This window comes from Streptomyces paradoxus, assembly GCF_014202475.1.
In the GTDB taxonomy this organism is placed as follows: Bacteria; Actinomycetota; Actinomycetes; order Streptomycetales; family Streptomycetaceae; genus Streptomyces; species Streptomyces paradoxus.
Window position 1 is genome coordinate 199,600 of sequence record NZ_JACHGV010000004.1, and the last position, 25,572, is coordinate 225,171.

The 25,572-nt window shown below is 71.0% G+C and carries 22 protein-coding genes and 1 pseudogene; 12 read left to right on the forward strand and 11 right to left on the reverse strand.

Going from position 1 to position 25,572, the window contains the following annotated elements; genetic code table 11:
- Positions 1–129: 129 nt before the first annotated feature.
- Positions 130–1,119: an NAD(P)H-quinone oxidoreductase gene (locus HNR57_RS15385; RefSeq protein WP_184560570.1), complete on the forward strand. Its 990-nt coding sequence runs from the start codon at positions 130–132 to the stop codon at positions 1,117–1,119.
- Between the two features lie 31 nt (positions 1,120–1,150).
- Here HNR57_RS15385 and HNR57_RS15390 read toward each other — a convergent pair whose 3' ends face one another.
- The gene (locus tag HNR57_RS15390; RefSeq protein ID WP_313673772.1) at positions 1,151–1,708 is read right to left on the reverse strand and encodes a hypothetical protein; all 558 of its coding nucleotides are present in this window, start codon (positions 1,706–1,708) and stop codon (positions 1,151–1,153) included.
- Positions 1,709–2,005: 297 nt separating this feature from the next.
- Between HNR57_RS15390 and HNR57_RS15395 the strand changes: the two genes are divergently transcribed.
- On the forward strand, positions 2,006–2,545 hold the full coding sequence (locus tag HNR57_RS15395) for a bacterial proteasome activator family protein (protein ID WP_031137512.1): 540 nt from the start codon (positions 2,006–2,008) through the stop codon (positions 2,543–2,545).
- Between the two features lie 73 nt (positions 2,546–2,618).
- Here HNR57_RS15395 and HNR57_RS15400 read toward each other — a convergent pair whose 3' ends face one another.
- Complete coding sequence (locus HNR57_RS15400; protein WP_184560571.1) at positions 2,619–4,265, reverse strand: protein kinase domain-containing protein; 1,647 nt, start codon at positions 4,263–4,265, stop codon at positions 2,619–2,621.
- Between the two features lie 358 nt (positions 4,266–4,623).
- Between HNR57_RS15400 and HNR57_RS15405 the strand changes: the two genes are divergently transcribed.
- The 6 genes from HNR57_RS15405 to HNR57_RS15430 all read left to right on the forward strand — a co-directional run bounded on the left by HNR57_RS15405 (position 4,624) and on the right by HNR57_RS15430 (position 13,591).
- Positions 4,624–6,216, forward strand: coding sequence for a protein kinase domain-containing protein (locus HNR57_RS15405; protein WP_184560572.1), 1,593 nt, complete (start codon positions 4,624–4,626; stop codon positions 6,214–6,216).
- Between the two features lie 404 nt (positions 6,217–6,620).
- Positions 6,621–7,817 (forward strand): pyruvate dehydrogenase (acetyl-transferring) E1 component subunit alpha, encoded by a 1,197-nt coding sequence (gene pdhA, locus HNR57_RS15410; RefSeq protein ID WP_184560573.1) that lies wholly within the window; start codon positions 6,621–6,623, stop codon positions 7,815–7,817.
- Between the two features lies 1 nt (position 7,818).
- Positions 7,819–8,796 carry an alpha-ketoacid dehydrogenase subunit beta gene (locus HNR57_RS15415; protein WP_184560574.1) on the forward strand — a complete coding sequence of 326 codons (978 nt, stop codon included), beginning with the start codon at positions 7,819–7,821 and terminating at the stop codon, positions 8,794–8,796.
- 10 nt (positions 8,797–8,806) lie between these two features.
- Complete coding sequence (locus tag HNR57_RS15420; RefSeq protein ID WP_184560575.1) at positions 8,807–10,234, forward strand: dihydrolipoamide acetyltransferase family protein; 1,428 nt, start codon at positions 8,807–8,809, stop codon at positions 10,232–10,234.
- Positions 10,235–10,480: 246 nt separating this feature from the next.
- Positions 10,481–12,715: a glycoside hydrolase domain-containing protein gene (locus HNR57_RS15425; protein ID WP_184560929.1), complete on the forward strand. Its 2,235-nt coding sequence runs from the start codon at positions 10,481–10,483 to the stop codon at positions 12,713–12,715.
- Positions 12,716–12,775: 60 nt separating this feature from the next.
- The gene (locus tag HNR57_RS15430; protein WP_246554636.1) at positions 12,776–13,591 is read left to right on the forward strand and encodes a twin-arginine translocation signal domain-containing protein; all 816 of its coding nucleotides are present in this window, start codon (positions 12,776–12,778) and stop codon (positions 13,589–13,591) included.
- A gap of 59 nt (positions 13,592–13,650) precedes the next feature.
- Here HNR57_RS15430 and HNR57_RS15435 read toward each other — a convergent pair whose 3' ends face one another.
- On the reverse strand, positions 13,651–14,550 hold the full coding sequence (locus HNR57_RS15435; protein ID WP_184560576.1) for a D-alanyl-D-alanine carboxypeptidase family protein: 900 nt from the start codon (positions 14,548–14,550) through the stop codon (positions 13,651–13,653).
- A 208-nt stretch (positions 14,551–14,758) separates the two neighbouring features.
- Here HNR57_RS15435 and HNR57_RS15440 point away from each other — a divergent pair, with 208 nt between their 5' ends.
- Both HNR57_RS15440 and HNR57_RS15445 read left to right on the forward strand, forming a co-directional pair.
- Positions 14,759–15,409 carry a GntR family transcriptional regulator gene (locus HNR57_RS15440; protein ID WP_184560577.1) on the forward strand — a complete coding sequence of 217 codons (651 nt, stop codon included), beginning with the start codon at positions 14,759–14,761 and terminating at the stop codon, positions 15,407–15,409.
- The gene (locus tag HNR57_RS15445) at positions 15,406–16,701 is read left to right on the forward strand and encodes an MFS transporter (RefSeq protein ID WP_184560578.1); all 1,296 of its coding nucleotides are present in this window, start codon (positions 15,406–15,408) and stop codon (positions 16,699–16,701) included. Before HNR57_RS15440 ends, HNR57_RS15445 begins: the two co-directional genes overlap by 4 nt.
- 1 nt (position 16,702) lies before the next feature.
- Here HNR57_RS15445 and HNR57_RS15450 read toward each other — a convergent pair whose 3' ends face one another.
- Positions 16,703–17,446: an SAM-dependent methyltransferase gene (locus HNR57_RS15450; protein WP_184560579.1), complete on the reverse strand. Its 744-nt coding sequence runs from the start codon at positions 17,444–17,446 to the stop codon at positions 16,703–16,705.
- Between the two features lie 254 nt (positions 17,447–17,700).
- Positions 17,701–18,525: a maleylpyruvate isomerase family mycothiol-dependent enzyme gene (locus HNR57_RS15455; RefSeq protein WP_184560580.1), complete on the reverse strand. Its 825-nt coding sequence runs from the start codon at positions 18,523–18,525 to the stop codon at positions 17,701–17,703.
- A 181-nt stretch (positions 18,526–18,706) separates the two neighbouring features.
- On the opposite strand from HNR57_RS15455, the gene HNR57_RS15460 reads away from it, so the two are divergent.
- A complete protein-coding gene (locus HNR57_RS15460) occupies positions 18,707–19,504 on the forward strand; it encodes a carbon-nitrogen family hydrolase (RefSeq protein WP_184560581.1) in 798 nt (265 codons plus the stop codon).
- Between the two features lie 22 nt (positions 19,505–19,526).
- Here the strand turns inward: HNR57_RS15460 and HNR57_RS15465 are convergent, their stop codons facing one another.
- The 6 genes and pseudogenes from HNR57_RS15465 to HNR57_RS15490 all read right to left on the reverse strand — a co-directional run bounded on the left by HNR57_RS15465 (position 19,527) and on the right by HNR57_RS15490 (position 24,959).
- Positions 19,527–20,018 carry an LURP-one-related/scramblase family protein gene (locus HNR57_RS15465; protein WP_184560582.1) on the reverse strand — a complete coding sequence of 164 codons (492 nt, stop codon included), beginning with the start codon at positions 20,016–20,018 and terminating at the stop codon, positions 19,527–19,529.
- Positions 20,015–20,330, reverse strand: a pseudogene (locus HNR57_RS15470) (AraC family transcriptional regulator); the annotation flags it as partial. The pseudogene HNR57_RS15470 and the gene HNR57_RS15465, both read right to left, overlap by 4 nt.
- A gap of 73 nt (positions 20,331–20,403) precedes the next feature.
- Entirely contained in the window at positions 20,404–20,658 is a 255-nt protein-coding gene (locus HNR57_RS15475; protein ID WP_031118113.1) for a DUF6458 family protein, read from the reverse strand.
- 88 nt (positions 20,659–20,746) lie between these two features.
- The gene (locus HNR57_RS15480) at positions 20,747–22,096 is read right to left on the reverse strand and encodes a M18 family aminopeptidase (RefSeq protein ID WP_281403890.1); all 1,350 of its coding nucleotides are present in this window, start codon (positions 22,094–22,096) and stop codon (positions 20,747–20,749) included.
- A 76-nt stretch (positions 22,097–22,172) separates the two neighbouring features.
- Positions 22,173–23,999, reverse strand: a complete 1,827-nt coding sequence (locus tag HNR57_RS15485) for an acyl-CoA dehydrogenase (RefSeq protein WP_184560583.1) — start codon at positions 23,997–23,999, stop codon at positions 22,173–22,175.
- Positions 24,000–24,140: 141 nt separating this feature from the next.
- Positions 24,141–24,959 carry an intradiol ring-cleavage dioxygenase gene (locus tag HNR57_RS15490; protein WP_184560584.1) on the reverse strand — a complete coding sequence of 273 codons (819 nt, stop codon included), beginning with the start codon at positions 24,957–24,959 and terminating at the stop codon, positions 24,141–24,143.
- Between the two features lie 122 nt (positions 24,960–25,081).
- Between HNR57_RS15490 and HNR57_RS15495 the strand changes: the two genes are divergently transcribed.
- Positions 25,082–25,546, forward strand: a complete 465-nt coding sequence (locus tag HNR57_RS15495; protein ID WP_030846788.1) for an SseB family protein — start codon at positions 25,082–25,084, stop codon at positions 25,544–25,546.
- Positions 25,547–25,572 lie beyond the last annotated feature (26 nt).

The window sequence follows — 25,572 nt, forward strand, 5'->3', positions numbered from 1 at the left end:
CCTTTACCGTCGCCCAAACTCATCGGTGACGCACATGGGTTTTCGCCGGAACCGGTCCAAGGGCGTAGGCGGAGAGGACCTCGGGACGGAGCGGACTCGGTCCGAGGACCGAGGGGTACGGTCCCTGGCATGCATGCGATCACGATTCCCGAACCTGGTGGGCCCGAGGCGCTGGTCTGGGACGAGGTCCCCGACCCCGTGCCCGGCGAGGGCGAGGTCCTGGTCGAGGTGGCGGCCGGCGCCGTCAACCGGGCCGACATACTGCAGCGGCAGGGCTTCTACGAGCCGCCGCCCGGCGCGTCCCCGTACCCCGGCCTGGAATGTTCCGGCCGGATCGCCGGGATCGGCTCCGGCGTCACCGGCTGGAACGTCGGCGACGAGGTGTGCGCGTTGCTCTCCGGCGGCGGCTACGCCGAGAAGGTGACCGTCCCGGCCGGGCAGCTGCTGCCCGTCCCCGAGGGGGTCGGCCTGACGCAGGCGGCGGCGCTGCCCGAGGTGGCCTGCACCGTCTGGTCGAACGTCTTCATGGTCGCCCACCTGCGGCCCGGCGAGACGCTCCTCGTGCACGGCGGGTCCAGCGGCATCGGCACGATGGCCATCCAGCTGGCCAAGGCCGTCGGTGCGCGGGTGGCCGTGACGGCCGGCACGAAGGAGAAGCTTCAGGCGTGCGCCGAGCTGGGCGCCGACATCCTGGTCAACTACCGCGAGCAGGACTTCGTCGAGGAGGTCAGGAAGGCGACGGACGGCGCCGGTGCCGACGTCATCCTCGACAACATGGGCGCCAAGTACCTGGAGCGCAACGTCAAGACCCTCGCCGTCAACGGCCGCCTCGCGATCATCGGCATGCAGGGCGGGGTCAAGGGCGAGCTGAACATCGGCGCCCTGCTGGCCAAGCGCGCCGCGATCAGCGCGACGTCCCTGCGTGCCCGGCCCCTGGAGGAGAAGGCCGCCATCGTCGCGGCCGTCCGCGAACACGTCTGGCCGCTGTTCGCGGACGGTCACCTGCGCCCGGTCGTCGACCGTGAGCTCCCGATGCGGGACGCCGCCGCCGCGCACCGGGTGGTGGAGGAGAGCGGCCACGTCGGCAAGGTCCTGCTGATCACCGCGCAGGGTGCCTGACACCCGTCGCCGCGGAGATCCGGCAAGCCCGCTAGACCCTTCGCAGCCGCAGCGCGAAGAACGCCAGGCCCAGTCCCAGTCCGATCAGGACCAGGCCGCTGCCCAGGGGCAGGATCCGCAGGACCTGGCCGACGGGGCGTTCGGCGGTCGCGGCCTCCCGCACGGGCTGCTCCACGGGGTCGGAGGGCACCGGGGCGGTCGGCCGCGGTTCCTCGGGGACGGCCGAGGCGTCCGCGACGCCCGGCCGGTCCCCGGCGTCCTCCGGCCGTCCCGGCCGCACCCGGCCCTCTCCGGCCCGGCTCCCGGCCCGCGAGGGCTCGCCGGAGGCGGAAGGAGCCGCCAGGGCGGACGGGGCCGACGAAACCGCCCGGGCGGACGGGGCCGCCAGGGGTGACGGAGCGGCCCGGGTTCCGGGCCCTGCCTCCCTCGCGGCCTCCTCGTACGCGAGGGAAGTCCCGGAGAAGGGAACGGCCCCATGGGACGGGACAGCCCCGTAGGACGGGGCGGATCCGCAGGGTGAGACGACCGCGCCCGCCCCCAGGGCGAGCACCAGTCCCGTCGCCCGCAGTGCGCGTAGCCATGGAGTCACGTGGGTGACCCCCTCCCGCCGTGCCCAGTGGGGCAGAAACGGCAAGTTCGGTCATATCGAGGCAATCAGCCTCACATCGCCTCAGACACCCGGCACTCCGGGTTCGGCCGACGGACGGAAATCGCCCCCGCCGGAGAAGGGGCGCCGGGGCCCGCCCGTCCCGTTTCACCCCCGAGGAAGAACCGCTCCCGCGGGAGCAACCCGGAGCCCGGCCGGTTCGTCTCCTCAAGCACGGTGGATCAGCCTCCCGTGGGGGCACCACGGAGGTGAGGTGCAGGCGTGCGACAGAATGGCGACATGGAGATGCCGAGGAACGAAAGGTCGCCGGAGAACCCGCAGATCCTGGTCGTGGGCCAGGACGGCATGGCGCTCGGTGGCGGCAGCGCAGACGAGGACTCCCGCGAGACCCCGGTCACGGAACAGGTGGAGCAGCCCGCGAAGGTCATGCGGATCGGCAGCATGATCAAGCAGCTGCTGGAGGAAGTGCGGGCGGCTCCCCTGGACGAGGCCAGCCGCGTGCGGCTCAAGGACATCCACGCCAGCTCGGTGAAGGAGCTGGAGGACGGCCTGGCACCCGAGCTGGTCGAGGAGCTGGAGCGGCTCTCGCTGCCCTTCACGGACGAGGCGACCCCCAGCGACTCGGAGCTGCGCATTGCGCAGGCCCAGCTGGTCGGCTGGCTGGAGGGGCTCTTCCACGGGATCCAGACGACACTGTTCGCCCAGCAGATGGCGGCCCGCGCCCAGCTGGAGCAGATGCGCCGCGCCCTCCCGCCGGGTGTCGGGGACGGCCTCGACGAGCAGCACCCGGGCGGCCGTACCGGCGGCCCCTACCTGTAGGCGGCCGCGGGCCGTACAGACCAGAGGGCCCGGCGGCCGAAGCTGCCGGGCCCCTTCCGTGTCGGAGGACCCGTCAGGAGGGCGGGTTGCCCGTGGAGACGCTGAGCTCGATCTCGGGCATGTCCTTCGGATCGACGTCGGTGTCGGCGGACGGGAACTGGTTCATGACCGTGCCGTCGCCGTAGGTGTTCTCGTCGACCTTCTTCTCGTCCACTTCCCAGCCGGCCGCCTGGAGACAGGCCTTGACCGACTTGATGTTCTTGAACTTGAAGTCCGGGATCTGGATCTTGTCGGGGTCGTTGTACGACTCCCGCGGCTCCGTGCACTCCTCGGTGTCGATCGTCTTCGTGGTGTCCGGCCCGCGGTAGCCGGGCTTCTTCTCCGCCGAGGCCGACGCGCTCGCGCTGCTGCTGCCGCCGCCTGTGTCGTCCCCGCCGCCGCCGTTCAGCAGCAGCGCTGTGACGAGGCCGCCCACCGCGACGACGGACACGATCACCGAGCCGATGATCACGGGCTTGTTGTTCCGGCCGCCGCCGGAGGAGGCCACCGCGGTCTGGGGCGTCAGGTTGTAGGGCGGCGGCGTCGACGGGCCCTGCTGCGGGGAGTAGCCCGCCGGGGACGGCGTCGGGTAGCCGCCCTGCTGCGGATAGCCGTACGCCGGGGACGGCCCCGTCGGCGCGGGCGTGCCGTAGGGGTTCGGGGGCGGGGTCGGCTGGTACGGCGTCTGGACCTGGCCCGAGGGCGCCGGGGTCGCCTGGTCGACCGGCGGGAACACGGCCGAGCCGACGCCCGCGCCGCTCGGGGCCTGTGTGCCCGGGACGATGCTCGGTGGCGCGGGCTGGAAGGACGCCGCCACGCGCAGGCACTCGTCGCGCATGGCCTCGGCACTGGGGAAGCGCTCGTTGGGGTTCTTCTTCAGCGCCCGGGCGATCAGCGCGTCCACGGCCGGGGGCAGCGCGCGGTTGATCGAGGACGGAACCGGCGGCTCCTCCTGCACGTGCGCGTAGGCGATGGCCAGCGGCGAGTCCGCCTCGAACGGCAGCCGCCCGGTCACCAGCTGGAACAGCATGATGCCGACCGAGTACAGGTCGGAGCGGGCGTCCACGCCGCGGCCGAGGGCCTGCTCCGGCGACAGGTACTGCGGGGTTCCGACGACCATGCCGGTCTGCGTCATCGACGTCACGCCGGACTGCATGGCGCGGGCGATGCCGAAGTCCATGACCTTGACCACGCCGCGCTTGGTCATCATCACGTTGCCGGGCTTGATGTCGCGGTGGACCAGGCCCATCTCGTGGCTGATCTCCAGGGCGGCCAGTACGTCCGCGGTGATCTTCAGCGCCTTGTCGGCGGGCATCGCGCCCTGCTGCCGCACGTCCTCGTCGAGGACCGAGCCGAGCGGGCGGCCCTCGACGTACTCCATGACGATGTACGGCGTCGTCATGCCGTCGAGGGTGTCCTCGCCGGTGTCGAAGACCGAGACGATGTTGGTGTGCGTGAGCTTGGCCACGGACTGGGCCTCGCGGCGGAACCGTTCGCGGAAGGCTTGTTCCCGACCGAGATCCGTGTGAAGTGTCTTGATCGCGACCTGCCGGTCGAGCACGCTGTCGTACGCGAGGTGCACCGAGGCCATGCCGCCCTGGCCGAGGAGGTCACGCAGTTGATAGCGGCCGCTGGCGAGCGCCCGCCCCGTGTGCTGGCCCTGTGCGCCGTCCTGGCTCATGTTCCCCGTCCCCCGTGGCCCCTGCGGACGCCGCCGACTGCCGCTGATCCGTCGATGATCCGTCGTTGATCCAAACCGCCATTCCCGGCCAAGTCTGCCCCAGGGCACGGACACGTCAAGCTCAGTGCCCGTTCCGTGACCGTACGCGAAAGAAGAGTCGCGGAAGCGTTACAGGGGGCGTACGGCCGGGACACAGAATTTGCACGAGAGTACGGAGTGAAGGTTTCATGGCCGGTCCGTCTCGTGCCGGTCCCGGCACCCCTTCTCGGACCGGAGGCTTGCGCGGAGGCTGTAGCGTGGCCGACGGAGACCGTAACAACACCGCGCGCACCGCGGGCAGAAACGACGGCGAGGACTGATGGCACAGCAGCAGCGCGCTCAGGGCCCGTCCGACCCCGAGGCGACTGGCAGCGGCATGTCGGACGCGCCGGAGTCCTGGGGGAACGGCGGGCTGGTCGGGGACGGCCGGTACCGGCTGACCCGCAGACTCGGCCGGGGCGGCATGGCCGAGGTGTTCGCAGCCGAGGACGTCCGCCTCGGACGCACCGTCGCCGTCAAGCTGCTCCGCTCCGACCTCGCCGAGGACCCGGTGTCCAAGGCGCGCTTCACGCGCGAGGCCCAGTCGGTGGCCGGGCTCAACCACCACGCGATCGTAGCCGTGTACGACTCCGGCGAAGACTTCGTCGGCGGCCAGTCGGTGCCGTACATCGTCATGGAGATCGTCGAGGGCCGCACCATCCGCGACCTCCTGCTGAACGCGGAGGCGCCCGGCCCCGAGCAGGCGCTCATCATCGTCTCGGGCGTCCTGGAGGCGCTCGCCTACTCGCACCAGCACGGCATCGTGCACCGCGACATCAAGCCCGCCAACGTCATCATCACGCACAACGGCGCCGTGAAGGTGATGGACTTCGGCATCGCCCGGGCCCTGCACGGCGCGTCCACGACGATGACGCAGACCGGCATGGTCATGGGCACCCCGCAGTACCTCTCCCCCGAGCAGGCGCTCGGCAAGGCCGTCGACCACCGCTCCGACCTGTACGCGACGGGCTGCCTGCTCTACGAACTCCTCTCGCTGCGCCCGCCGTTCACCGGCGAGACCCCGCTGTCGGTGGTCTACCAGCACGTCCAGGACATCCCGACGCCGCCGTCCGAGGCCTCCGACGCCTGCCCGCCGGAGCTGGACGGCCTGGTCATGCGCTCCCTCGCCAAGGAGCCCGACGACCGCTTCCAGACGGCCGAGGAGATGCGCGGGCTGGTCCAGTACGCGCTCCAGATGCTCTACGACCAGGGCGGCCACACCGGCACCTGGAACACCGGCCCGGTCGACATGCACGAGGGCCGGCACACCCCGTCGGGCGGCTTCGCCGGCGCGACGGCCGTGATGGGCCAGGCCGGGGACGCCTCCGGCACCACGCAGATCCCCTCGCCGATCCTGCCCGGCGGCTACGGCAACGGGGACGACGGCGGCTTCGAGGGCCACGGCAACAAGGGCAGCGGCCGCGGCAAGCTCTGGATCCTCGCCGTGCTCGCGGTGATCGCCATCGCCGCGGGCGTCGCCCTGGCGCTGCAGAACACCGGCGGCGACAAGGACGGCCCGAGCAAGGAGCAGAAGCCGACCACCTCGCAGACGACCGAGAAGAAGACGCCCAGCGAGACCCCGAGCAGCGAGGACACCGGCGAGCCGACCGACACGAGCACGGACGACGGCACCGGTACCGGCTCGGGCAACGGCAACTGGACGCCGTCGTACACGCCCTCCTACACGCCGTCGCAGAGCGCTCCCGAGTCGCCCACCGGTGAACCGACGGGCGAGCCGACCAGCGCGGAGCCGACCGGCGAGCCGACGGAGGAGGAGCCGACCGACCCAGGCACCCCGACCGACGACACCGGCGGTGCCGACGGCGGCAGCACGGCCGGCATCGTGGGGGGCGCGGGCGGCGGCGAGGGCTGATCCCGCTGCTCACAGCATGATCCACGCGCGCGTGGGGCCCGGAAACGGGGCCCGCGCGCGCGTGCCGTTTCGGGCACGCCCGAGGCACGCCGACAAGAGGACTCTTCCCGTGACCTGGGTCACCGGGTTAACGTGCGGTTGCTCCGGCCTCCTGCAAGGCTGTGACCTGGGACCCTTCACCGCCTTCCCGATTTACTTGGATATCCAAGCAAAATCGCAGGTCAGAAGGGGTTTCACAGAAATGTGGCGCACTGGGTAACGTGCTTTCTGCAGGGCGCTCGCCGGGGCACCTGTCACGCCTGTTCCCGGCCGAGTGGCACCCACCCCGTGCCCCGGTGGCGAGAACAGGTGAGCCGCACTGGCCTACCGGCAACCCCGGGGGCCGGACCGACGGAGGAGCACACGTGACCGTGGAGAGCACTGCCGCGCGCACACCGCGACGCAGCGCCGGAAGCAAGGCCGGCACCACCGGCACCAAGCGCACCACCCGCACGCCTGCCAAGAAGGACGCCAAGAGCAACGAGCCCCAGCTCGTGCAGCTGCTGACGCCCGAGGGCAAGCGCGTCAAGAACGCCGAGTACGACAAGTACGTCGCCGGTATCACCCCGGACGAGCTCCGCGGCCTCTACCGCGACATGGTGCTCACCCGCCGTTTCGACGCCGAGGCCACCTCGCTGCAGCGCCAGGGCGAGCTGGGCCTGTGGGCGTCGCTGCTCGGCCAGGAGGCCGCCCAGATCGGGTCCGGCCGGGCCACCCGGGAGGACGACTACGTCTTCCCGACCTACCGCGAGCACGGCGTGGCCTGGTGCCGCGGCGTCGACCCGGCCAACCTGCTCGGGATGTTCCGCGGCGTGAACAACGGCGGCTGGGACCCCAACAGCAACAACTTCCAGCTGTACACGATCGTCATCGGCTCCCAGACGCTGCACGCCACCGGCTACGCGATGGGCGTCGCCAAGGACGGCGCCGACAGCGCGGTGATCGCCTACTTCGGCGACGGCGCCTCCAGCCAGGGTGACGTGGCCGAGTCGTTCACCTTCTCCGCGGTCTACAACGCCCCGGTCGTGTTCTTCTGCCAGAACAACCAGTGGGCCATCTCCGAGCCCACCGAGAAGCAGTCCCGCGTGCCGATCTACCAGCGCGCCCAGGGCTTCGGCTTCCCGGGCGTCCGGGTGGACGGCAACGACGTGCTCGGTGTCCTCGCGGTCACCCGGTGGGCCCTGGAGCGGGCCCGCGGCGGCGAGGGCCCGACCCTCGTCGAGGCGTTCACCTACCGCATGGGCGCCCACACCACCTCCGACGACCCGACCCGCTACCGGGGCGACGAGGAGCGCCAGGCCTGGGAGGCCAAGGACCCGATCCTGCGCCTGCGCCGCTACCTGGAGGCCTCAAACCACGCGGACGAGGGATTCTTCGCGGAACTGGAGGCCGAGTCCGAGGCGTTGGGCAAACGAGTGCGCGAGGCGGTCCGTGCCATGCCGGACCCGGACCACTTCGCGATCTTCGAGAACGCCTACGCGGACGGACACGCGCTCGTCGACGAGGAGCGCGCCCAGTTCGCCGCGTACCAGGCGTCGTTCGCCGACGAGGGGGGTAACTGAGATGGCCGACAAGATGGCACTGGCCAAGGCGATCAACGAGTCGCTGCGCCGCGCTCTGGAGTCCGACCCCAAGGTCCTGATCATGGGCGAGGACGTCGGCAAGCTCGGCGGCGTCTTCCGCGTGACGGACGGCCTGCAGAAGGACTTCGGCGAGAGCCGCGTCATCGACACCCCCCTCGCCGAGTCGGGCATCGTCGGCACGGCGATCGGCCTGGCCCTGCGCGGCTACCGCCCGGTGGTGGAGATCCAGTTCGACGGCTTCGTCTTCCCGGCGTACGACCAGATCGTCACGCAGCTCGCGAAGATGCACGCCCGTTCGCTGGGCAAGGTCAAGCTCCCCGTCGTCGTGCGCATCCCGTACGGCGGCGGCATCGGCGCGGTGGAGCACCACTCCGAGTCGCCCGAGGCGCTCTTCGCGCACGTGGCGGGCCTGAAGATCGTCAGCCCGTCGAACGCGTCGGACGCGTACTGGATGATGCAGCAGGCCATCCAGAGCGACGACCCGGTGATCTTCTTCGAGCCCAAGCGCCGCTACTGGGACAAGGGCGAGGTCAACGCGGAGGCGATCCCGGGCCCGCTGCACAAGGCCCGCGTGGTCCGCGAGGGCACCGACCTCACCCTGGCCGCCTACGGCCCGATGGTGAAGCTCTGCCAGGAGGTCGCCGACGCGGCCGCCGAGGAGGGCAAGAACCTGGAGGTCCTGGACCTGCGCTCGGTCTCCCCGATCGACTTCGACTCGATCCAGGCCTCGGTGGAGAAGACGCGCCGCCTGGTCGTCGTCCACGAGGCCCCGGTGTTCTTCGGATCGGGCGCGGAGATCGCCGCCCGGATCACGGAGCGCAGCTTCTACCACCTGGAGGCCCCGGTGCTCCGGGTCGGCGGCTATCACGCCCCGTACCCGCCGGCCCGCCTGGAGGAGGAGTACCTGCCGAACCTGGACCGGGTACTGGACGCCGTCGACCGCTCGCTGGCGTACTGAGGAGAGGGTCGTGACGACGATGACGGAAGCGTCCGTGCGCGAGTTCAAGATGCCCGACGTGGGCGAGGGACTCACCGAGGCCGAGATCCTCAAGTGGTACGTCCAGCCCGGTGACACGGTCACCGACGGCCAGGTGGTCTGCGAGGTCGAGACGGCGAAGGCGGCCGTCGAGCTGCCCATCCCGTACGACGGCGTGGTCCGGGACCTGCACTTCCCCGAGGGCACCACGGTCGACGTGGGCACGGCGATCATCGCGGTGGACGTGGGCGGCGGCAGCGCCGCACCCGCGCCCGCCGCCGAGCGGCCCGCGGCGGCCGAGCCCGCCGAGGAGCCGAAGGCGGCGGGTTCGGGGCGCCAGCCGGTCCTGGTGGGCTACGGGGTGGCGACCTCCTCCACCCGCCGCCGCCCCCGCAAGGGCCCGGAGGTCCCGGTCCAGCAGGCCTCACCGGCGATCCAGACGGAGCTGAACGGCCACGCGCCTGCGGCCCCGGCCGCGACCCCCGCCGCCGCCCCGGCGGCACCGGCCGGCTCGGAACGCCCGCTGGCCAAGCCCCCTGTCCGCAAACTGGCCAAGGACCTGGGCGTCGACCTGACGACGGTCGTCCCGACCGGCCCGGACGGCATCATCACCCGCGAGGACGTGCACGCGGCGGTCGCCGCCGCCGTCCCGGCGGTCCCCGAGCCGCAGGCCGCGTCCGCCCCGGCAGCCGTCGAGGCACCGGCGTCCTACGACACCACGCGCGAGACCCGCATCCCGGTCAAGGGTGTCCGCAAGGCGACGGCGGCGGCCATGGTCGGCTCGGCGTTCACGGCGCCGCACGTCACGGAGTTCGTGACGGTCGACGTGACGCGCACGATGAAGCTGGTCGAGGAGCTGAAGGCGGACAAGGAGTTCGCGGGCCTGCGCGTGAACCCCCTGCTGCTGATCGCCAAGGCGCTGCTCGTCGCGATCCGCCGCAACCCGGACGTCAACGCGTCCTGGGACGAGGCCGCCCAGGAGATCGTGGTCAAGCACTACGTGAACCTGGGCATCGCGGCCGCGACCCCGCGCGGCCTGATCGTGCCGAACATCAAGGACGCCCACGCCAAGACCCTGCCGCAGCTGGCCGAGTCGCTGGGCGAGCTGGTGGCGACGGCGCGGGACGGCAAGACGTCCCCGGCGGCCATGCAGGGCGGCACGGTGACGATCACCAACGTCGGCGTCTTCGGCGTCGACACGGGCACGCCGATCCTCAACCCGGGCGAGTCCGCGATTCTCGCGGTCGGCGCGATCAAGCCGCAGCCGTGGGTCCACAAGGGCAAGGTGAAGCCCCGTCAGGTCACCACCCTGGCCCTGTCGTTCGACCACCGCCTGGTCGACGGCGAGCTGGGCTCGAAGGTCCTGGCCGACGTGGCCGCGATCCTGGAGCAGCCGAAGCGCCTCATCACCTGGGCGTGAGCCGACCGCGGCGGCCCCCTGCCCACGGGCTCGGGGGCCGCCGCGGTCTGTCCGGAGGGTGAACCGGTGGGTCACCGGGCATCACAACAACCTCCTGGAACCCGCCCAAGTACCGCACAGTAAGCGGTTTATCCGGACATACGATCAACCTCACCACGAGATCGACCACTCGCCCGGCGTCCCGGGGGAGTCCGGTTCCGGGCTGCGACGGGCGCGGTCACTCCCTCGAAAGTGAGTGAACCCCCGATGCGCGACGCGATGGTGCTCAAGGCCCAGAGATTCGTGAACTCCGTCTACGGCGGCCGTACCGGCACGACCGTGGAGGAGAGCGGCGAGGCCGACTGGGCGACCATGTACGCCCTGACCCGTGCCCTGCAGTACGAGCTGGGCATCACCGCCCTCTCCGACAGCTTCGGCCCCACCACGCTCAGCACCCTGGCGGCGAAGTACCCCGAGCTCGACGCGGACACCGTCCCCTCGCCGGACTTCTGTCGCATCATCCAGGCCGGCCTCTACTGCAAGGGCTACGACGGCGGCGACCTCGACGGCACCTACGGCACACGGGTGCGGGCTGCCGTCACCCGGCTCAAGACCGACATGGGCATCGAACAGGCCTTCCCCGGAGGCGCTTTGACACCCAAGGTCTTCAAGGCCCTGCTGACGATGGACTCCTACGTCCCCGGCGCCTCCGGCACCGGACAGGTCAGGGCCGTCCAGCAGTGGCTCAACGGCCGCTACCTGAAGCGGCAGGACTTCTTCGTCATCGCCTGCGACGGCCTCGTGTCCAAGAGCACGCTCAAGGCGCTGCTCCTCGGCGTGCAGTACGAGCTGGGCATGGCCGACGGCACCGCCAACGGCAACTTCGGGCCCGGTACCCAGTCGGGCCTGAAGTCGCACCCCGTGGCCCAGGGCGACCGGGGCGTCTTCGTCCAGCTGTTCTCCGCCGGGATGGTCGTCAACCGGCGGCCCGCGGCCCTCACCGACACCTTCGACTCCTCCCTCGCGGCCGCCGTCCGGGCCTTCCAGACCTTCGCCGCCCTCCCGGTCACGGGCGAGGGCGACTTCGCCACGTTCGCCTCCCTGCTGGCCTCCTTCGGCGACCCGTCACGCCCGGCCAGGGCCTGCGACACCATCGCGAAGGTCACCCCGGCCCGGGCCGCGTCGCTGAAGGCGGCCGGGATCACGTACGTCGGCCGCTACCTGACCAACCCGAGTGCCACCTCCCTGCCGGAGAAGGCCATCCAGCCAGGTGAGCTCGCCACCATCGCCCAGCAGGGCCTGCGCTGCTTCCCGATCTACCAGACCGTCAACAACGACGCCTCGGACTTCGACTACGTCGCCGGGCGGACCGCCGGCTACGCGGCGGTCAACGCCGCCCGCGACCACGGCTTCCGGCGGGGGACCCGGATCTTCTTCGCCGTCGACTTCGACGCGATCGACGCCGAGATCACCGCGAGCGTCCTGCCCCACTTCAAGGGCGTCAAGGAGGCGCTGGCGGACTCCGGCCACCCGTACGAGATCGGCGTCTACGGCTCCCGCAACGTGTGCGCGCAGGTCGGTGCCGCCGGCTACTCGACCGCGAGCTTCGTCGCCGACATGTCCCCGGGCTTCGACGGCAACGCCGGGCATCCGCTGCCCGCCGACTGGGCCTACGACCAGTTCGTCATCCGCACCCTCGGCTCCGGTGACGGGCAGCTGGAGATCGACGCCGACATCGCCTCGGGGCGGGACGCCGGGCAGGGCTCGTTCGACCGGCCGCGGCCCGCCGTCCCGGACGTCGCCTTCGACGCGCGCCAGGTGCCCGCGCTGCGGGCCGACCTCTCGCGCTACATGCGGTCGATCGGGCGCCCGGACACCGGCGGCATCGGCAGCGACGCACGGCTCTACACCAACGCGCAGGCCGTCGCGGCGATCCAGGAGCAGGACGGGCTGATCACCGAGCTGTCGACGACGTACACGATGCGCAAGGCGCTGATCCAGACGGTGGTGTACTGGGCCATGCGCGACTACGGCCTCGCCGGCCAGGCCACCGATCAGCAGGTCGCCGACCACCACCTCACGGGATCCGGCTCCGTGCGGGACTCGCACACCGGCATCGGCGAGATCAGCGCGGGCGACGCCATCCAGGCCTGGAACCACTGCATCGGCTGGGGCTTCACCACCGGAGACCACCGCGACCCGGCCAAGGACGCCGACCTGTGGACCGTGTGGCAGCGGCTGAACAAGGACAACGCGTTCAGTGTGCGCACCGCGGCCCTGATCCACCTGTGGGGCACCCGGGGCAGGCCCGGCGGCCAACTGCCCCCCGGTGACCGCGTCACCACCCCGCGGTCCATGCGCCTCGACCTCGCCGAGTTCGAGATCACCGAACTCCTGCGCCGCTACCGGGCCTGGGACCCCGACGTGGAGTCCCAGACGCACCAGAGCCTGGCCGTCTACCAGATCTTCGAGAAGTACAACAGCATCCTCCGCAATGCCTGAGCGCGTGCGCACAGAGGACCTCAGAGAGAACTTCAGAGAGAACTTCAGGAAGAGACTCCGTTGAAGCTCAGCCTCCCCCGCATCCCCCGCAGAACGTCGGCGCCCGGCGCCGCCCACCGCCGCGGCCTGTCCCGCCGTGCCCTGCTCGGCCGTGTCGCCGCCGTCGGCGGTGCCGTGGGCGTGGCCGCCCTGCCCCTGTCCCATTTCCTGTCCCAGGCGTACGCCGACGCGAACAACCCCATACCGGCCCGCGTACGGGACGCCCTGCGCAGCGCGCAGGACCGGACCCGGCGCGTGCTGGCGGGCTCGCGCTCCCACAACGGCTGGGAGATGGAGAACGTCGCCGACGACGGCGGCACCGTCTACACCCGCCCCGTCCCCGGCACCCCGCTCAAGGGGGTCGCCGTGCGCATGGGCGATGTGGAGACCGTTCTCGTCCACTTGGTGCGCAGGTTCCACTACGAGGTCGACCCGCTGCGCCGGGGCGACGTCGTGGGCTGGCACGCCCCCGCCGCTCTCGCCAGGAGCAGGCCCGAGTCCAATCTGGCGTCCGGCACGGCCATGCGGATCCGGCCCGGCTTCTACCCGCGCGGCGCCCGGGGCGGCTTCTTCCCGCAGCAGGAGGTCGTGATCCGCGACATCCTCGCCGAACTCGACGGCGTGGTCCGCTGGGGCGGCGACGACCGTACGCCCGACGAGTCGCTGTTCAGCGTCGACGTCCGGCCCGGTGACGAGAAGCTGGCCCGGGTCGCGGCACGGATCCGCGGCTGGCGGCTGGAGCCGGGCGCCGGTGCGGGCTCCGCGGTGAACGTGCTGTCGGGCGGCCGGCGCAAGGCGGCCCGGGCGCTGGAGCGCCGTCAGCGCAGCATGGCGTGAGAGACGTATGGCGAAGGGGGCCCTGCCGCACACCGCGGCAGGGCCCCCTCGACGCCGTCCTACCTGGTGAAGCCGTAGTTGAGCAGCTTCGTGGCGTCCGCCTTGCGGGCCTCCGGGCCGGTCGAGGCGAGGACCGTGCCGATGACCGTCTTGCCGCTGCGGGTGGCGGCGAAGACCAGGCAGTACTTGGCCTCCGGGCCGGAGCCCGTCTTCACGCCGATCGCGCCGCTGTAGCTGCTGAGCAGCGGGTTGGTGTTCTCCCACGCGGCCATCGTCCGCGTGCCGCCGGTCTTGGTGGTCGTCTTCGCCGTGTACTTCTTGGTCTTGACGATCGTGCGGAACGTGGAGTTCTTCATCGCGGCGCTGGCCAGCTTGGTCAGGTCGCGCGGCGTGGAGTAGTTGGCGCCGTGGCCGATGCCGTCGAACGAGTCGAAGTGGGTGTTCTTCAGACCCAGGTTCTTGGCGGTGGTGTTCATCTTGCCGATGAACGACTTCACGCGCGCCGCGCGCGTCGAGCCCGAGCCGAACTTGTCGGCGAGCGCGTACGCGGCGTCACAGCCGGACGGCAGCATCAGCCCGTACAGCAGCTGGCGGACGGTGACCTTGTCGCCGACGATCAGCTTCGCGTTGGACGCGTAGTTGTTGTCGACGATGTACTCGCTGTACGCCTTCTGGATCGTGACCTTGCTGTCCATGTTGAGGTTCGACTGCTTCAGCACCACCAGAGCGGTCATGATCTTGGTGGTCGAGCCGGTCGAGCGGCGGGTGTCGGCCGCCTTGGTGTAGAGCGACTTGCCGGTCGCGTTGTTCATCACGTAGCCGCCCTTGGCGGCGATGGAGGGTGCGGAGGCGGCCTGCGCCGGCGCGACGGTGAGGGCACCGGTCGCGAGCATGGCGCCGGTGGTCACGGCGACGGCCGCCGCTCTGCGGAGACGGGTGCCCTGAATGCGGGTTATCAAGTGAAGTACCCCGATTACGTCGAATGCCCCAACGATGCGGCCAAGTTGAGGACGAGGGGAAGGGGGCCGCACGTGTCTGACTCGTAACTAGCACACGAAGTTGCGCTGTTGCCGACCGGGGCCCCGGGTTTGCCACAGATGTGTGACATACAAGTCCGCATACTGGACGTATCTCTCCATGCGCCCCTGTTGTATCTATGCTGTCGGCATGACCTTGGCCGTGAAGCAACCGCCCGCCGCCGACCGCGTCTACGCCCATGTCAAACAGGGCGTCCTGGAGCGCCGCTACGAGGGCGGCACCCTCCTCACAGAGGGCGAGCTCGCCGAAGCCGTGGGAGTCTCCCGCACACCGGTCCGCGAGGCGCTGCTCCGGCTGGAGGCCGAGGGGCTGATCCGGCTCTACCCGAAGAAGGGTGCCCTCGTCCTGCCCGTCTCCGCGCAGGAGATCGCCGACGTCGTCGAGACGCGGCTGCTCGTCGAGGAGCACGCGGCGCGCAAGGCCGTACCCGCGCCGGCCGGGCTCATCGAGCGCCTGGAGGAGCTGCTGGCCCGGCAGAAGAAGCAGGCCGCCGCCGGAGACCTCGCCGGGGCCGCCGTCACCGACCGCTGCTTCCACGCCGAGATCGTCCGCAGCGGCGGCAACGAGATCCTCTCCCGCCTCTACGACCAGCTGCGCGACCGCCAGTTGCGCATGGGTGTCGCCGTCATGCACTCCCACCCCGACCGCATCGCCAAGACCCTCTCCGAGCACGAGGAGATCCTCGACGCCCTGCGCTCCGGTGACGCGGAGGCCGCCGTCGGCCTCGTCCACCGGCACGTCGGCTGGTTCTCGCACCTGGCCCGCGGGGAGGTCCGATGAGCGCCACCGCGATACCGGGCGACCCGCCGGGCGGGCGCAGGGCGCTGGCCGTCTGGGGCGTCGGCGTCTCGGTCTACTTCGTCGCGGTCATCTTCCGCACGTCCCTGGGCGTGGCCGGCCTCGACGCCGCCGACCGCTTCCATGTGAACGCCTCGGCCCTCTCCACCTTCTCCATCCTCCAGTTGCTGGTCTACGCGGGCATGCAGATCCCCGTCGGCCTGCTGGTCGACCGGCTCGGCACCAAGAAGGTGCTGGCGCTGGGCGCGGTGCTGTTCACGGCCGGGCAGCTGGGCTTCGCCTTCTCCCCCACGTACGGCACGGCCCTCGCCTCCCGCGCGCTGCTCGGCTGCGGTGACGCGCTGACGTTCATCAGCGTGCTGCGGCTCGGCAGCCGCTGGTTCCCGGTCCGCCGGGGGCCGCTGGTCGCCCAGTTCGCGGGACTGGTAGGCATGGCGGGCAACCTGGTCTCCACGCTCGTCCTGGCCCGGCTGCTGCACGGCATCGGCTGGACGGCGGCGTTCGCGGGCAGCGCGGTCGCCGGGGCCGTGGTGCTCGTCCTGGTGCTGCTGTTCCTCAAGGACCACCCGGAGGGCCACGAGCCGGAGCCGCTCCAGCACCAGGGCGCGGCCTACGTACGGCGGCAGATCGCCGCCTCCTGGCGCGAGCCCGGCACGCGGCTCGGCCTGTGGGTGCACTTCACCACCCAGTTCCCGGCGATGGTGTTCCTGCTGCTGTGGGGCCTGCCGTTCCTCGTCGAGGCGCAGGGGCTGTCCCGGGCGGCGGCCGGTGAACTCCTCACCCTCGTCGTCCTGTCGAACATGGTGGTGGGCCTGGTCTACGGCCAGATCGTCGCCCGGCACCACGGGGCGCGGCTCCCGCTCGCGCTCGGCACGGTCGGCACGACGGCGACCCTGTGGGCGGCGACCCTCGCCTACCCGGGGCCCCACGCCCCGATGTGGCTGCTGATCGTGCTGTGCACGGTGCTCGGGGCGTGCGGACCCGCGTCGATGATCGGCTTCGACTTCGCCCGCCCCGCCAACCCGCCCGAACGGCAGGGCACCGCCTCCGGCATCACCAACATGGGTGGCTTCGTGGCCTCCATGACCACGCTGTTCGCGATCGGTGTGCTCCTGGACGCCACCGGCGACGACTACTCCCTGGCCTTCTCGGTGGTGTTCGTGCTCCAGGCGGTCGGGGTCTCCCAGATCCTGCGGCTGCGCAGGCGGGCGGCCCGGCGGGAGCGGGAGCGGCTGGTGGCCAGCCGGGTGGAGACGGTGCACGTCCCCGTGTAGGTCAGCGGGCCGCCACCGGTACGAGGGTGAGGTACGCCAGCCCGAGGACGCCGCGGTAGGTGAGCCACCTGGCGCGGTGCCGGTCGACGCGCTCGCGGGTCTCGGCCGCCAGGGGGTGATCGGGGTGCTCGGCGAGCCACACCTCGGTGTCCGCGAGGTACCCCGACTCGAACTCCTCCCACTCGTCGAGGCTCGCGGTCTCCGTCCACTCCGGCCGGAACCCAGCGTCGACGGTCATCCCGATGAGCGTCGCCAGGTCGGGGTGGTCCGTCGCGGCGGCGTCCGGCCACATGCGGGACAGCTCGTCGGGAGTGGGGGTGCGCTCCCAGAATCCCTCGCCGAGCAGGACGCGGCCGTGGTCGGTGACCAGGCGGCGCAGTTCCCTGAGCGCGTCGGGGAGTCGGTCGCCGAGGGCCTGGCTCGACCCCACGCACAGCACGAGGTCGGCGGGGCCGTGGGTGGTTCCGGTGGCGGACTCCTCCACGAAGCGGGCCCGGGACGCCAGTCCGCGGTCCGCGGCGGCCTTCCTTCCTCGCGCCAGGTCGTCGGTGTCCAGGTCGATGCCGGTGCCGGTCGCCTCCGGCGCGGCGGCCAGGACGCGGAGCATCAACTCGCCCGAGCCGCAGCCGATGTCCAGGACGGTGGTGGGGCGGTGGCGGGTGAGGCGTTGTACGAGGGCGTCTGCGCGGGTCTGGGAGAGCGGGCCGTGGAAGGTGAGGCGGGTGCGGTGGGGTGGTGTGGTCATGGTCAGGGACGGTATGGGCTGGGGTTGGGCGACGGCATGGGGTTTTCGGGCCCTGGGCGTTGGTGGTGGGTCGGGTGGGTCCGCAGCCCGGCGTAGCGGGGTGCCTCCCCCAAGCTCTCGGCTTCGCTCGAGCAGGGGGACCCCCACGCCCACCCGTGCCGCCCTGGGGGCACCTCCCAGGCCCTTGAGGCACTGGGGGAGGCACGCATGCCCGCAGCTGGGGCGGCGCGCATGCCCGCCGCTGAGTGGGACTCCTACCGCGTCACCGTGAAGTTGCTCAGGATCGCCGCCGTCAGGTCCGGGTCGCCCTCCGTCTTCAGGCGGTCGGACACCGACTCCGGGGTCACGCGGCCGCAGGCCAGACGGACGTACGTCTCCCAGTCGAGGGTGAGGGTCGCGGCGGGGCCGAGGGCCGGGGCCGTCTCCAGCGTGCCGCGGCCCTGGATGTCGACGCGGATCGTGCGCAGGAACTCGACGGGCCCGTGCACGTCGAAGACGATCGCCGAGCTGCGCGGTGCCTGCGCGTCCTCGGCCACCACGCGCGGGAGTTCGCCGAGCAGCACGTCCCGGGCGACCAGCGCGCCGGGGGAGTCGAGGTTGCCGGGCCGGCCCAGAGCTGTTCGCAGGTCCTGCTCGTGCACCCACACGTCGAACGCGTGCCGCCGCATCGACTCCTCCAGGGTGAGCTCGCTGCCGAGCGGCCCCCGCACCTTCGTCCCCGGGTCACGCGACTCGTTCCGCAGCTGCCGGTTGCGGCGGATGATCACGTACTCCAGCTCGGAGGTCATCTCCGGCGCCGTGTGGTGGCGGCGGACGTCGACCTGCATCTCCATGTAGCGCTGGTGCTCGTTGGTGACGTGGAAGAGGTCGCGCGGCAGGCTGTGGATGGGGCGCGGGTCGCCGAGCATCTCGCAGTCCAGGCCGATGACGTGGGAGACCACGTCCCGCACCGACCACCCGGGGCACGGCGTCCGCCGGTTCCATTCGGCCTCCGCGAGCGGCTGGAGCAGCTCGGATATCGCTTCGATGGAGTGGGTCCAGGCGTCGGCGTAGGGCTGGAGGGTGGGATGCAGACTCACGGAACGGGACCCCTCGGCGGTTCGGTCACGGGCAGGTGGTGGCGGCGTTGCCAGTGGGAGGTGGCGGCTGTCGGCGGGCGTCTCGCGAGCTAAGTTACGCTGCTGTGAGGCACCCCGGCAGTGCTTTCGTGTGACGATCGTAGGCCCGTGTGGACGGCTCGAATGCCAGGACGGTGGTAGTGTGCGCGCCTCTGTGATCCAGATCGCCGTGAACGAGGACGAATCGGTCGAAGCGCGCCGCCGACGCGTGGCGGCGACGGTCCGGGAACAGGCCGGGGCCGACCTCGTTGTCCTGCCGGAGCTGTGGACCACGGGTGCCTTCGCCTACGAGGAGTTCGGGCGCGAGGCCGAGCCGCTCGAAGGGCCGACGTACGAGGCGATGGCGAAGGCCGCGAGCGACGCCGGCGTCTGGCTGCACGCCGGTTCCATCCCGGAGCGGGACCCCGACGGGCCGCTCTACAACACCTCACTCGTCTTCTCCCCCTCCGGCGATCTGGCCGCCGCCTACCGCAAGATCCACCGCTTCGGCTTCGACAAGGGCGAGGCCGTGCTGATGGGAGCGGGCTCCGAGCTGGTGACGGTGCGTCTGCCCGAGACGACCCTGGGCCTGTCCACCTGCTACGACCTCCGCTTCCCCGAGCTCTACCGCGGTCTCGTCGACGCCGGTGCCGAGACGCTGGTGGTGTCGGCGGGCTGGCCGGAGCGCCGCCGCTCCCACTGGACGCTGCTGGCCCAGGCACGGGCCGTGGAGAACCAGTCGTTCCTCCTCGCCTGCGCAACGGCCGGGACGCACGCCGGTGTTCCCCAGGCCGGTCACTCGATCGTGGTCGACCCGTGGGGCGAGGTGCTGGCGCAGGCCGGTGCCGGCGAGGAGGTCCTCACGGTGGAGTTCGACCCGGGGAAGGTCGCGGCGACCCGGGAGCAGTTCCCGGCCCTGAAGGACCGGATGCTGGGCCTCCAGCCTCCTCGCCGGCCCTGAGAACGGGCGGCGGCTCGGCGGCTCAGTCCTCCCGCTCCTTCTCCGCCAGGTGGATCACACACACGGCCACCGCGATCAGCAGCGCGGGATCCGCGTCCTCGCGGACGACGTCCACGCCGTAGGTGTCCCGTACGGTCAGCCACCGCCGGGAGATCACCGCCAGCAATTCGCCGTCGTACTCGACGGCGAACTCCCGGTCGAGGATCTTGCCGCTGACGTCCAGCTCGTTGCCGTCGGCGAGGGACACCCTGTAGTGGTTGCGCAGCAGGGACAGCCGTTTCCTGCGGATCGTCGCCAGCGGCTCCCCGCCCCGCTGGAGCACCATGGTGTCGCGCAGGGCGAGCATCTTCTGGTGGATGTCTACGAGGACGCGCCCCTGGGTGTCCTTCAGCTCCCAGGTGTCCCGCAGCCGCAGGGCCTTGCCGTCGACGAGGAACACCTTGCCGCCGTGGTCGTCCTCGATCCAGTAGTCGTCACCGAAGCCGAGGAGCCGGTCGTACACGAGGAATCTCATGACACCAGGGCTTCCCCGCCGCCGCTTCCGAAACGCCGCCTGTAGGCCGACGGGCTGAGCCCGGTCGCCTGCCGCAGCCGCGCCCGCAGGTTGGCGGCCGTACCGAGCCCGCTCCTGGCGGCCACCACGTCCAGCCGTTCCTCGCCGCGCTCGATGAGCCGGCAGGCCAGCGCCACGCGCTCGCGGCGCCAGGGACTCGTCCCGCACCTCGGGCACCGGCCGTTCGACGAACTGCCGCTGTCCGCCGTCCCGGTGCGCGGCGAAGACGAGCCGTCGGGAGACGTGGTTGGCGTACTCGGCGCCGTGATCACGCAAGTGTCTTCACGGTGCCGCGCGGCACCGATGACGAGGTGCCGGACCACGTGGACGCCACGACGGGAAGGCCCTACACCCCGTATCCGTCGCTGTAGCCGTCACGGCGGTGGTGGTGCACCGCCGGGTCGTCCACGACCGGGGTCGTGGGGGGCACCACCACGCGACGGCGCCTGGCGATGCTGCTGAACGTGGTGACGCCGATCAGTCCGACGATCATCAGAATGATGCCGACCAGGTCGAGGTTGACCCCCTGCATGTCCCAGTCGGTCGCGAACGTGAGGATGGCTCCCACGGCGATGAGGATGATGCATCCGCCGAGGCCCATGTGTGTCGCCTCCCTGTACGGTCCGGTCGTTCCGGTCCAGGAACACCGGGTACCCCCGAGGGGAACACCCATGCGGTGGCGGCCCGTTCTACCTCTCCAGGAACGCGGTCAGCGCGCCCGCGAGCAGGAACGGATCGTCGGCGCCGCACAGTTCGCGCACGCTGTGCATCGACAGGATGGCCACGCCGATGTCGACCGTCCTGATGCCGTGCCGTGCGGCGGTGATCGGGCCGATCGTGGTGCCGCAGGGCATGGAGTTGTTGGAGACGAACGACTGGAAGGGCACGTCGGCCGCCTCGCAGGCCGCCGTGAACTCCGCGCGGCCCGAACCGTCCGTGGCGTAGCGGTTGTTGACGTTGACCTTGAGGATCGGGCCGCCGTTGACGCGCGGGTGATGCGTCGGGTCGTGCCGCTCCGCGTAGTTGGGGTGCACGGCGTGCCCCGTGTCGGAGGACAGGCAGACCGTGCCGGCGAAGGCGCGGGCCCGGTCCTCGAAGGAGCCGCCGCGGGCGAAGACCGAGCGTTCCAGCACATTGCCGAGCAGCGGCCCGTCCGCGCCGGTGTCCGACTGGGAGCCGTTCTCCTCGTGGTCGAAGGCGGCCAGGACCGGGATGGAGGCCGGCTGCGAGGACGACGAGGCGACGGCGGCGAGCGCTGCCGTGCCGGCGTGCACCGACAGCAGATTGTCCATGCGCGGGCCGGCCAGCAGCTCGTGGTCGCGGCCCAGGTAGGCGGGCGGTTCCACGGAGTGCGTCATCAGGTCCCAGCCGGTGACCTCGCCCGCGGGGATGCCGGCCGTCTCCTCCAGGAAGGCGATCAGATCGCCGTCGCGGACGTCCCGCCCGAGGCCCCAGACCGGCTGCATGTGCCGCTGCTTGTCGAGCTTGAGGCCGTCGGCCGTCACGGAGCGGTCCAGGTGGATGGCGAGTTGCGGGACGCGCAGCAGCGGCCGGTCGACGTTGACCAGACGCGTCGAGCCGTCGCGCAGGGTCAGCCGGCCGGCCAGGCCCAGATCGCGGTCCAGCCAGGAGTTGAGCAGCGGTCCGCCGTAGATCTCCACGGCCACCTGCCGCCAGCCGTGCGCCCCGCTGTCGGGGAGCGGCTTGACGCGCAGGTTGGGCGAGTCGGTGTGGGCGCCGACGATCCGGAACGGCGTGTGGGGCGCCGCGCCCTCCGGCACGTACCAGGCGACGATCGCACCGCCGCGCAGCACGTACTTCCCGCCGCTCGTCCCGTCCCAGGCATCCGTCTCCGCGACCTGCCTGAAGCCGGCCTTCTCCAGCCGCTCGGCGGCGTTCGCCACGGCGTGGTACGGCGTGGGGCTCGCCGCCAGGAAGGTCATGAGGTCGTCGGTGTGGCCGCGGTCGAAAGCAAGAGGTGCGCGCGAAGCGCTCGCTGCAAGGGCGGCGGTGGGAGACGGGCGGGCTGGTTCGGTCATGGGTTCACCTTAACGACGGACGAGGGCCCGTTCCCGGCGTAGGGGAACAGGCCCTCGAACAGAGGACGTGAGAGATCTAGAACGCGGCCTCGTCCAGCTCCATCAGGTCCAGCTCGACACCCTCGGCGACCTTGCGGGCCAGGGTGACGCCCGGCAGGACGTTGGCGGCGAAGAACTTCGCGGCGGCGATCTTGCCGGTGTAGAAGGCCTTGTCCTTGGCGGACGCGGTCTGAAGCTTCTCGGCGGCGACCGCGGCGCCCTTGAGCAGCAGGTATCCGACGACGACGTCACCGGAGGCCATCAGCAGGCGGGTGGTGTTCAGGCCCACCTTGTAGATGTTCTTGACGTCCTGCTCGGTGGCGGCGAGGTCGGTGAGCATCAGGCCGACGATGGCCTCCAGCTCGACGGCGGCCTTGGCGAGGTGCTCGCGGGCGGCGCCGAGCTCCTCGCCGCCCTCACCGAGCGCCAGGAACTTCTTGATGTCCTCGGCGAGGGAGTTCAGCGCGGCGCCCTGGTTGCGGACGATCTTCCGGAAGAAGAAGTCCTGGCCCTGGATGGCCGTGGTGCCCTCGTAGAGGGTGTCGATCTTGGAGTCCCGGATGTACTGCTCGATCGGGTACTCCTGCAGGAAGCCCGAGCCGCCGAAGGTCTGGAGCGACTGGGCGAGCTGCTCGTAGCCCTTCTCGGAGCCGTAGCCCTTGACGATGGGCAGGAGCAGGTCGTTCAGGGCCTCCAGAGCGGAGACGTCCTCGCCCGCGGCCTCCTTGATCTGGATCTCGTCCTGGACGGAGGCCGTGTAGAGCACCAGGGCGCGCATGCCCTCCGCGTACGCCTTCTGCGTCATCAGCGAGCGGCGCACGTCGGGGTGGTGGGTGACGGTGACCTTGGGCGCGGTCTTGTCCATGAAGTTCGCCAGGTCGGGGCCCTGGACGCGCTCCTTGGCGTACTCCAGCGCGTTCAGGTAGCCCGTGGAGAGCGTGGAGATCGCCTTCGTGCCGACCATCATGCGGGCGAACTCGATGATGCGGAACATCTGGCGGATACCGTCGTGCTTGTCGCCGATCAGCCAGCCCTTGGCGGGGTGCTGGTCGCCGAAGGTCATCTCGCAGGTGTTGGAGGCCTTCAGGCCCATCTTGTGCTCGACGTTCGTGGCGTAGACGCCGTTGCGCTCGCCCAGCTCGCCGGTCTCGAAGTCGAAGAGGTACTTCGGGACGAGGAAGAGGGACAGGCCCTTGGTGCCGGGGCCGGCGCCCTCGGGGCGGGCCAGCACGTAGTGGAGGATGTTCTCCGACATGTCGTGCTCACCGGACGTGATGAAGCGCTTCACGCCCTCGATGTGCCAGGAGCCGTCCTCCTGCTGCACGGCCTTGGTGCGGCCGGCGCCCACGTCGGAGCCCGCGTCGGGCTCGGTGAGCACCATGGTGGAGCCCCACTGCTTCTCCGTGGCGACCTTGGCTATGTGCTTCTGGACCTCGTTGCCCTCCTCGAAGAGGATGCCGGCGAACGCCGGGCCCGAGGAGTACATCCACACGGCCGGGTTGGCGCCCAGGATCAGCTCGGCGTACGCCCAGATCAGGGAGCGGGGCGCGGTGGTGCCGCCGATCTCCTCGGGCAGGCCCAGGCGCCAGTACTCGGAGTCCATGAAGGCCTGGTAGCTCTTCTTGAAGGACGCGGGGACCGGCGCGGTGTTGGTCTCCGGGTCGAAGACCGGCGGGTTGCGGTCGGCGTCGATGAAGGATTCCGCCAGCTCGTTCTCCGAGAGGCGGGTCAGCTCCTCCAGGATGCTCTTCGCGGTCTCGACGTCCATCTCCCCGAACGGACCGGTGCCGTACACCTTGTCGCGCCCGAGTACCTCGAAGAGGTTGAACTCGATGTCGCGGAGATTCGACTTGTAGTGCCCCATGGTGACGGCTCCCGGCTCCGTAGAGAGATCGGCGAGGCACTGGATCCTCGCGCTAGTTCACGTACCAACAAGTAGCAAGTGGCTACGATGATGCTACCCGCCAGTAATAAGACGCAACCCCATCCGGTCATCTGTGACAGGTCACACCGGAACGGTCAAGGTCGCGGTGTAGCCGTCCCGCACGCTGCCGGTCATCGTGGCCAGCTGCCGCTCGTGGCCGTCGCCGAAGACGCCGTCGTCCTCCAGGGAGAGGCTGCTCAGGTTCCGTACGCTCCCGCTGTAGCCGTCCGTGGCGTACACCGCGTCGCACACGTCCTCGGGGAAGGCGAGCTGCGAGGTGCTGGTGATCGACGTGGCGGCGGTGGCGTCGGCCAGGGAGCCGTAGACCTCGAAGTGGGCGTGCGGCCAGCGGCCCGGGTAGCAGCCGGGGAAGACGCTCGTGAACGTGACCCGGCCCTTCCCGTCCGTCTCCTGGACTCCCCGCAGGTAGTTCTCCTCGGTGACGCCCTCGGAGTACAGGGAGTAGGCGCCGTCCCGGTCGCAGTGCCAGATGTAGACGGCGGCGCCCTTCTTCGGCGTCCCGCAGCCGGAGGCGGCGTCCACCAACGTGAGCGTGATCGTCAGCGGTACGCCCGCGGCGGTGCCGCCCGCGGAGTCGCCGAAGCTCCGGGTGATGTCGCTGCGCACGACCCCGCTCTCCTTCAGCACGTTCACGCCGTTGGAGCCGTCACCGGGGAAGGGCCCGGCCGTCTCCTCGGGGATCTCCGCGCACCTCGCGGACGAGGAATCCGCGGACGAGGAAGGGGACGCCGAGGGCTTCTCCTGCGACGTGCAGCCCGCCAGCGGGACCAGGCTCACTCCCGCCATCAGCCGGATCATCCGGCGGCGGGCGAGGACGGGGAGGTCGTGGGAGAGGCCTCCGTCGTGCTCGGGCGGGCTCTGGTCACGGCGTTCGTTCATGACACGACGCTACGAGCGGTGGCGGCGGCGATCCACACAGCGGGCGCTGTCAACTCGCTGTCGGTTTGCCGGGAGGGCCGTACCGGCCCGTGGGCCCGCCGGCTCTCGGTACGCTTGCGCTCATGTACGGCTACGACCAGACAGCGGGCCCGCAAGGGCAGTACGCCCCTCCGCAGCAGCCGATGTCCGGCGGGTACGGGCAGCAGCCGCCGCTGTACCCCGAGCCGTCCCCGCCCTCCCTCACGGACGCGGTGCGCGCCTTCACCACCGGGCAGATGGCCGCCGAGGACTTCCAGCAGGTCTTCGCGACGTCGAAGGTCTACTGCCCGCGCGGCGACAACCCCGGCTTCCTCGCGCTGCACAACACCCAGCAGCCGGTGATCCCGATGTTCAGCACGCTCAAGGAGCTGCGGCGGTACGCGGGCAAGGAGTCCAAGTACTTCGTGATCACCGGCGCGGAGGTGCTGGACCTGCTGCCGACCGGCTACGGCTTCGTCCTCGACATGGAGGGCGAGCACCGCATGGTGTTCGACGCGAAGGCCGTGGAGCAGATGGTCGAGTTCGCGATGCGCCGCATGTATGGCTAGACGCGCAGGCGGCGGCTGAGACCGGC

Bases quoted from the DNA above. Each gene is read 5' to 3' on its own strand.
- HNR57_RS15385 (WP_184560570.1), top strand. From the start codon at position 130: ATGCATGCGATCACGATTCCCGAACCTGGTGGGCCCGAGGCGCTGGTC.
- HNR57_RS15395 (WP_031137512.1), top strand. From the start codon at position 2,006: ATGGAGATGCCGAGGAACGAAAGGTCGCCGGAGAACCCGCAGATCCTG.
- HNR57_RS15400 (WP_184560571.1), bottom strand. From the start codon at position 4,265: ATGAGCCAGGACGGCGCACAGGGCCAGCACACGGGGCGGGCGCTCGCC.
- HNR57_RS15405 (WP_184560572.1), top strand. From the start codon at position 4,624: ATGGCACAGCAGCAGCGCGCTCAGGGCCCGTCCGACCCCGAGGCGACT.
- HNR57_RS15415 (WP_184560574.1), top strand. From the start codon at position 7,819: ATGGCCGACAAGATGGCACTGGCCAAGGCGATCAACGAGTCGCTGCGC.
- HNR57_RS15425 (WP_184560929.1), top strand. From the start codon at position 10,481: ATGCGCGACGCGATGGTGCTCAAGGCCCAGAGATTCGTGAACTCCGTC.
- HNR57_RS15440 (WP_184560577.1), top strand. From the start codon at position 14,759: ATGACCTTGGCCGTGAAGCAACCGCCCGCCGCCGACCGCGTCTACGCC.
- HNR57_RS15445 (WP_184560578.1), top strand. From the start codon at position 15,406: ATGAGCGCCACCGCGATACCGGGCGACCCGCCGGGCGGGCGCAGGGCG.
- HNR57_RS15450 (WP_184560579.1), bottom strand. From the start codon at position 17,446: ATGACCACACCACCCCACCGCACCCGCCTCACCTTCCACGGCCCGCTC.
- HNR57_RS15465 (WP_184560582.1), bottom strand. From the start codon at position 20,018: ATGAGATTCCTCGTGTACGACCGGCTCCTCGGCTTCGGTGACGACTAC.
- HNR57_RS15475 (WP_031118113.1), bottom strand. From the start codon at position 20,658: ATGGGCCTCGGCGGATGCATCATCCTCATCGCCGTGGGAGCCATCCTC.
- HNR57_RS15480 (WP_281403890.1), bottom strand. From the start codon at position 22,096: ATGACCGAACCAGCCCGCCCGTCTCCCACCGCCGCCCTTGCAGCGAGC.
- HNR57_RS15485 (WP_184560583.1), bottom strand. From the start codon at position 23,999: ATGGGGCACTACAAGTCGAATCTCCGCGACATCGAGTTCAACCTCTTC.
- HNR57_RS15490 (WP_184560584.1), bottom strand. From the start codon at position 24,959: ATGAACGAACGCCGTGACCAGAGCCCGCCCGAGCACGACGGAGGCCTC.
- HNR57_RS15495 (WP_030846788.1), top strand. From the start codon at position 25,082: ATGTACGGCTACGACCAGACAGCGGGCCCGCAAGGGCAGTACGCCCCT.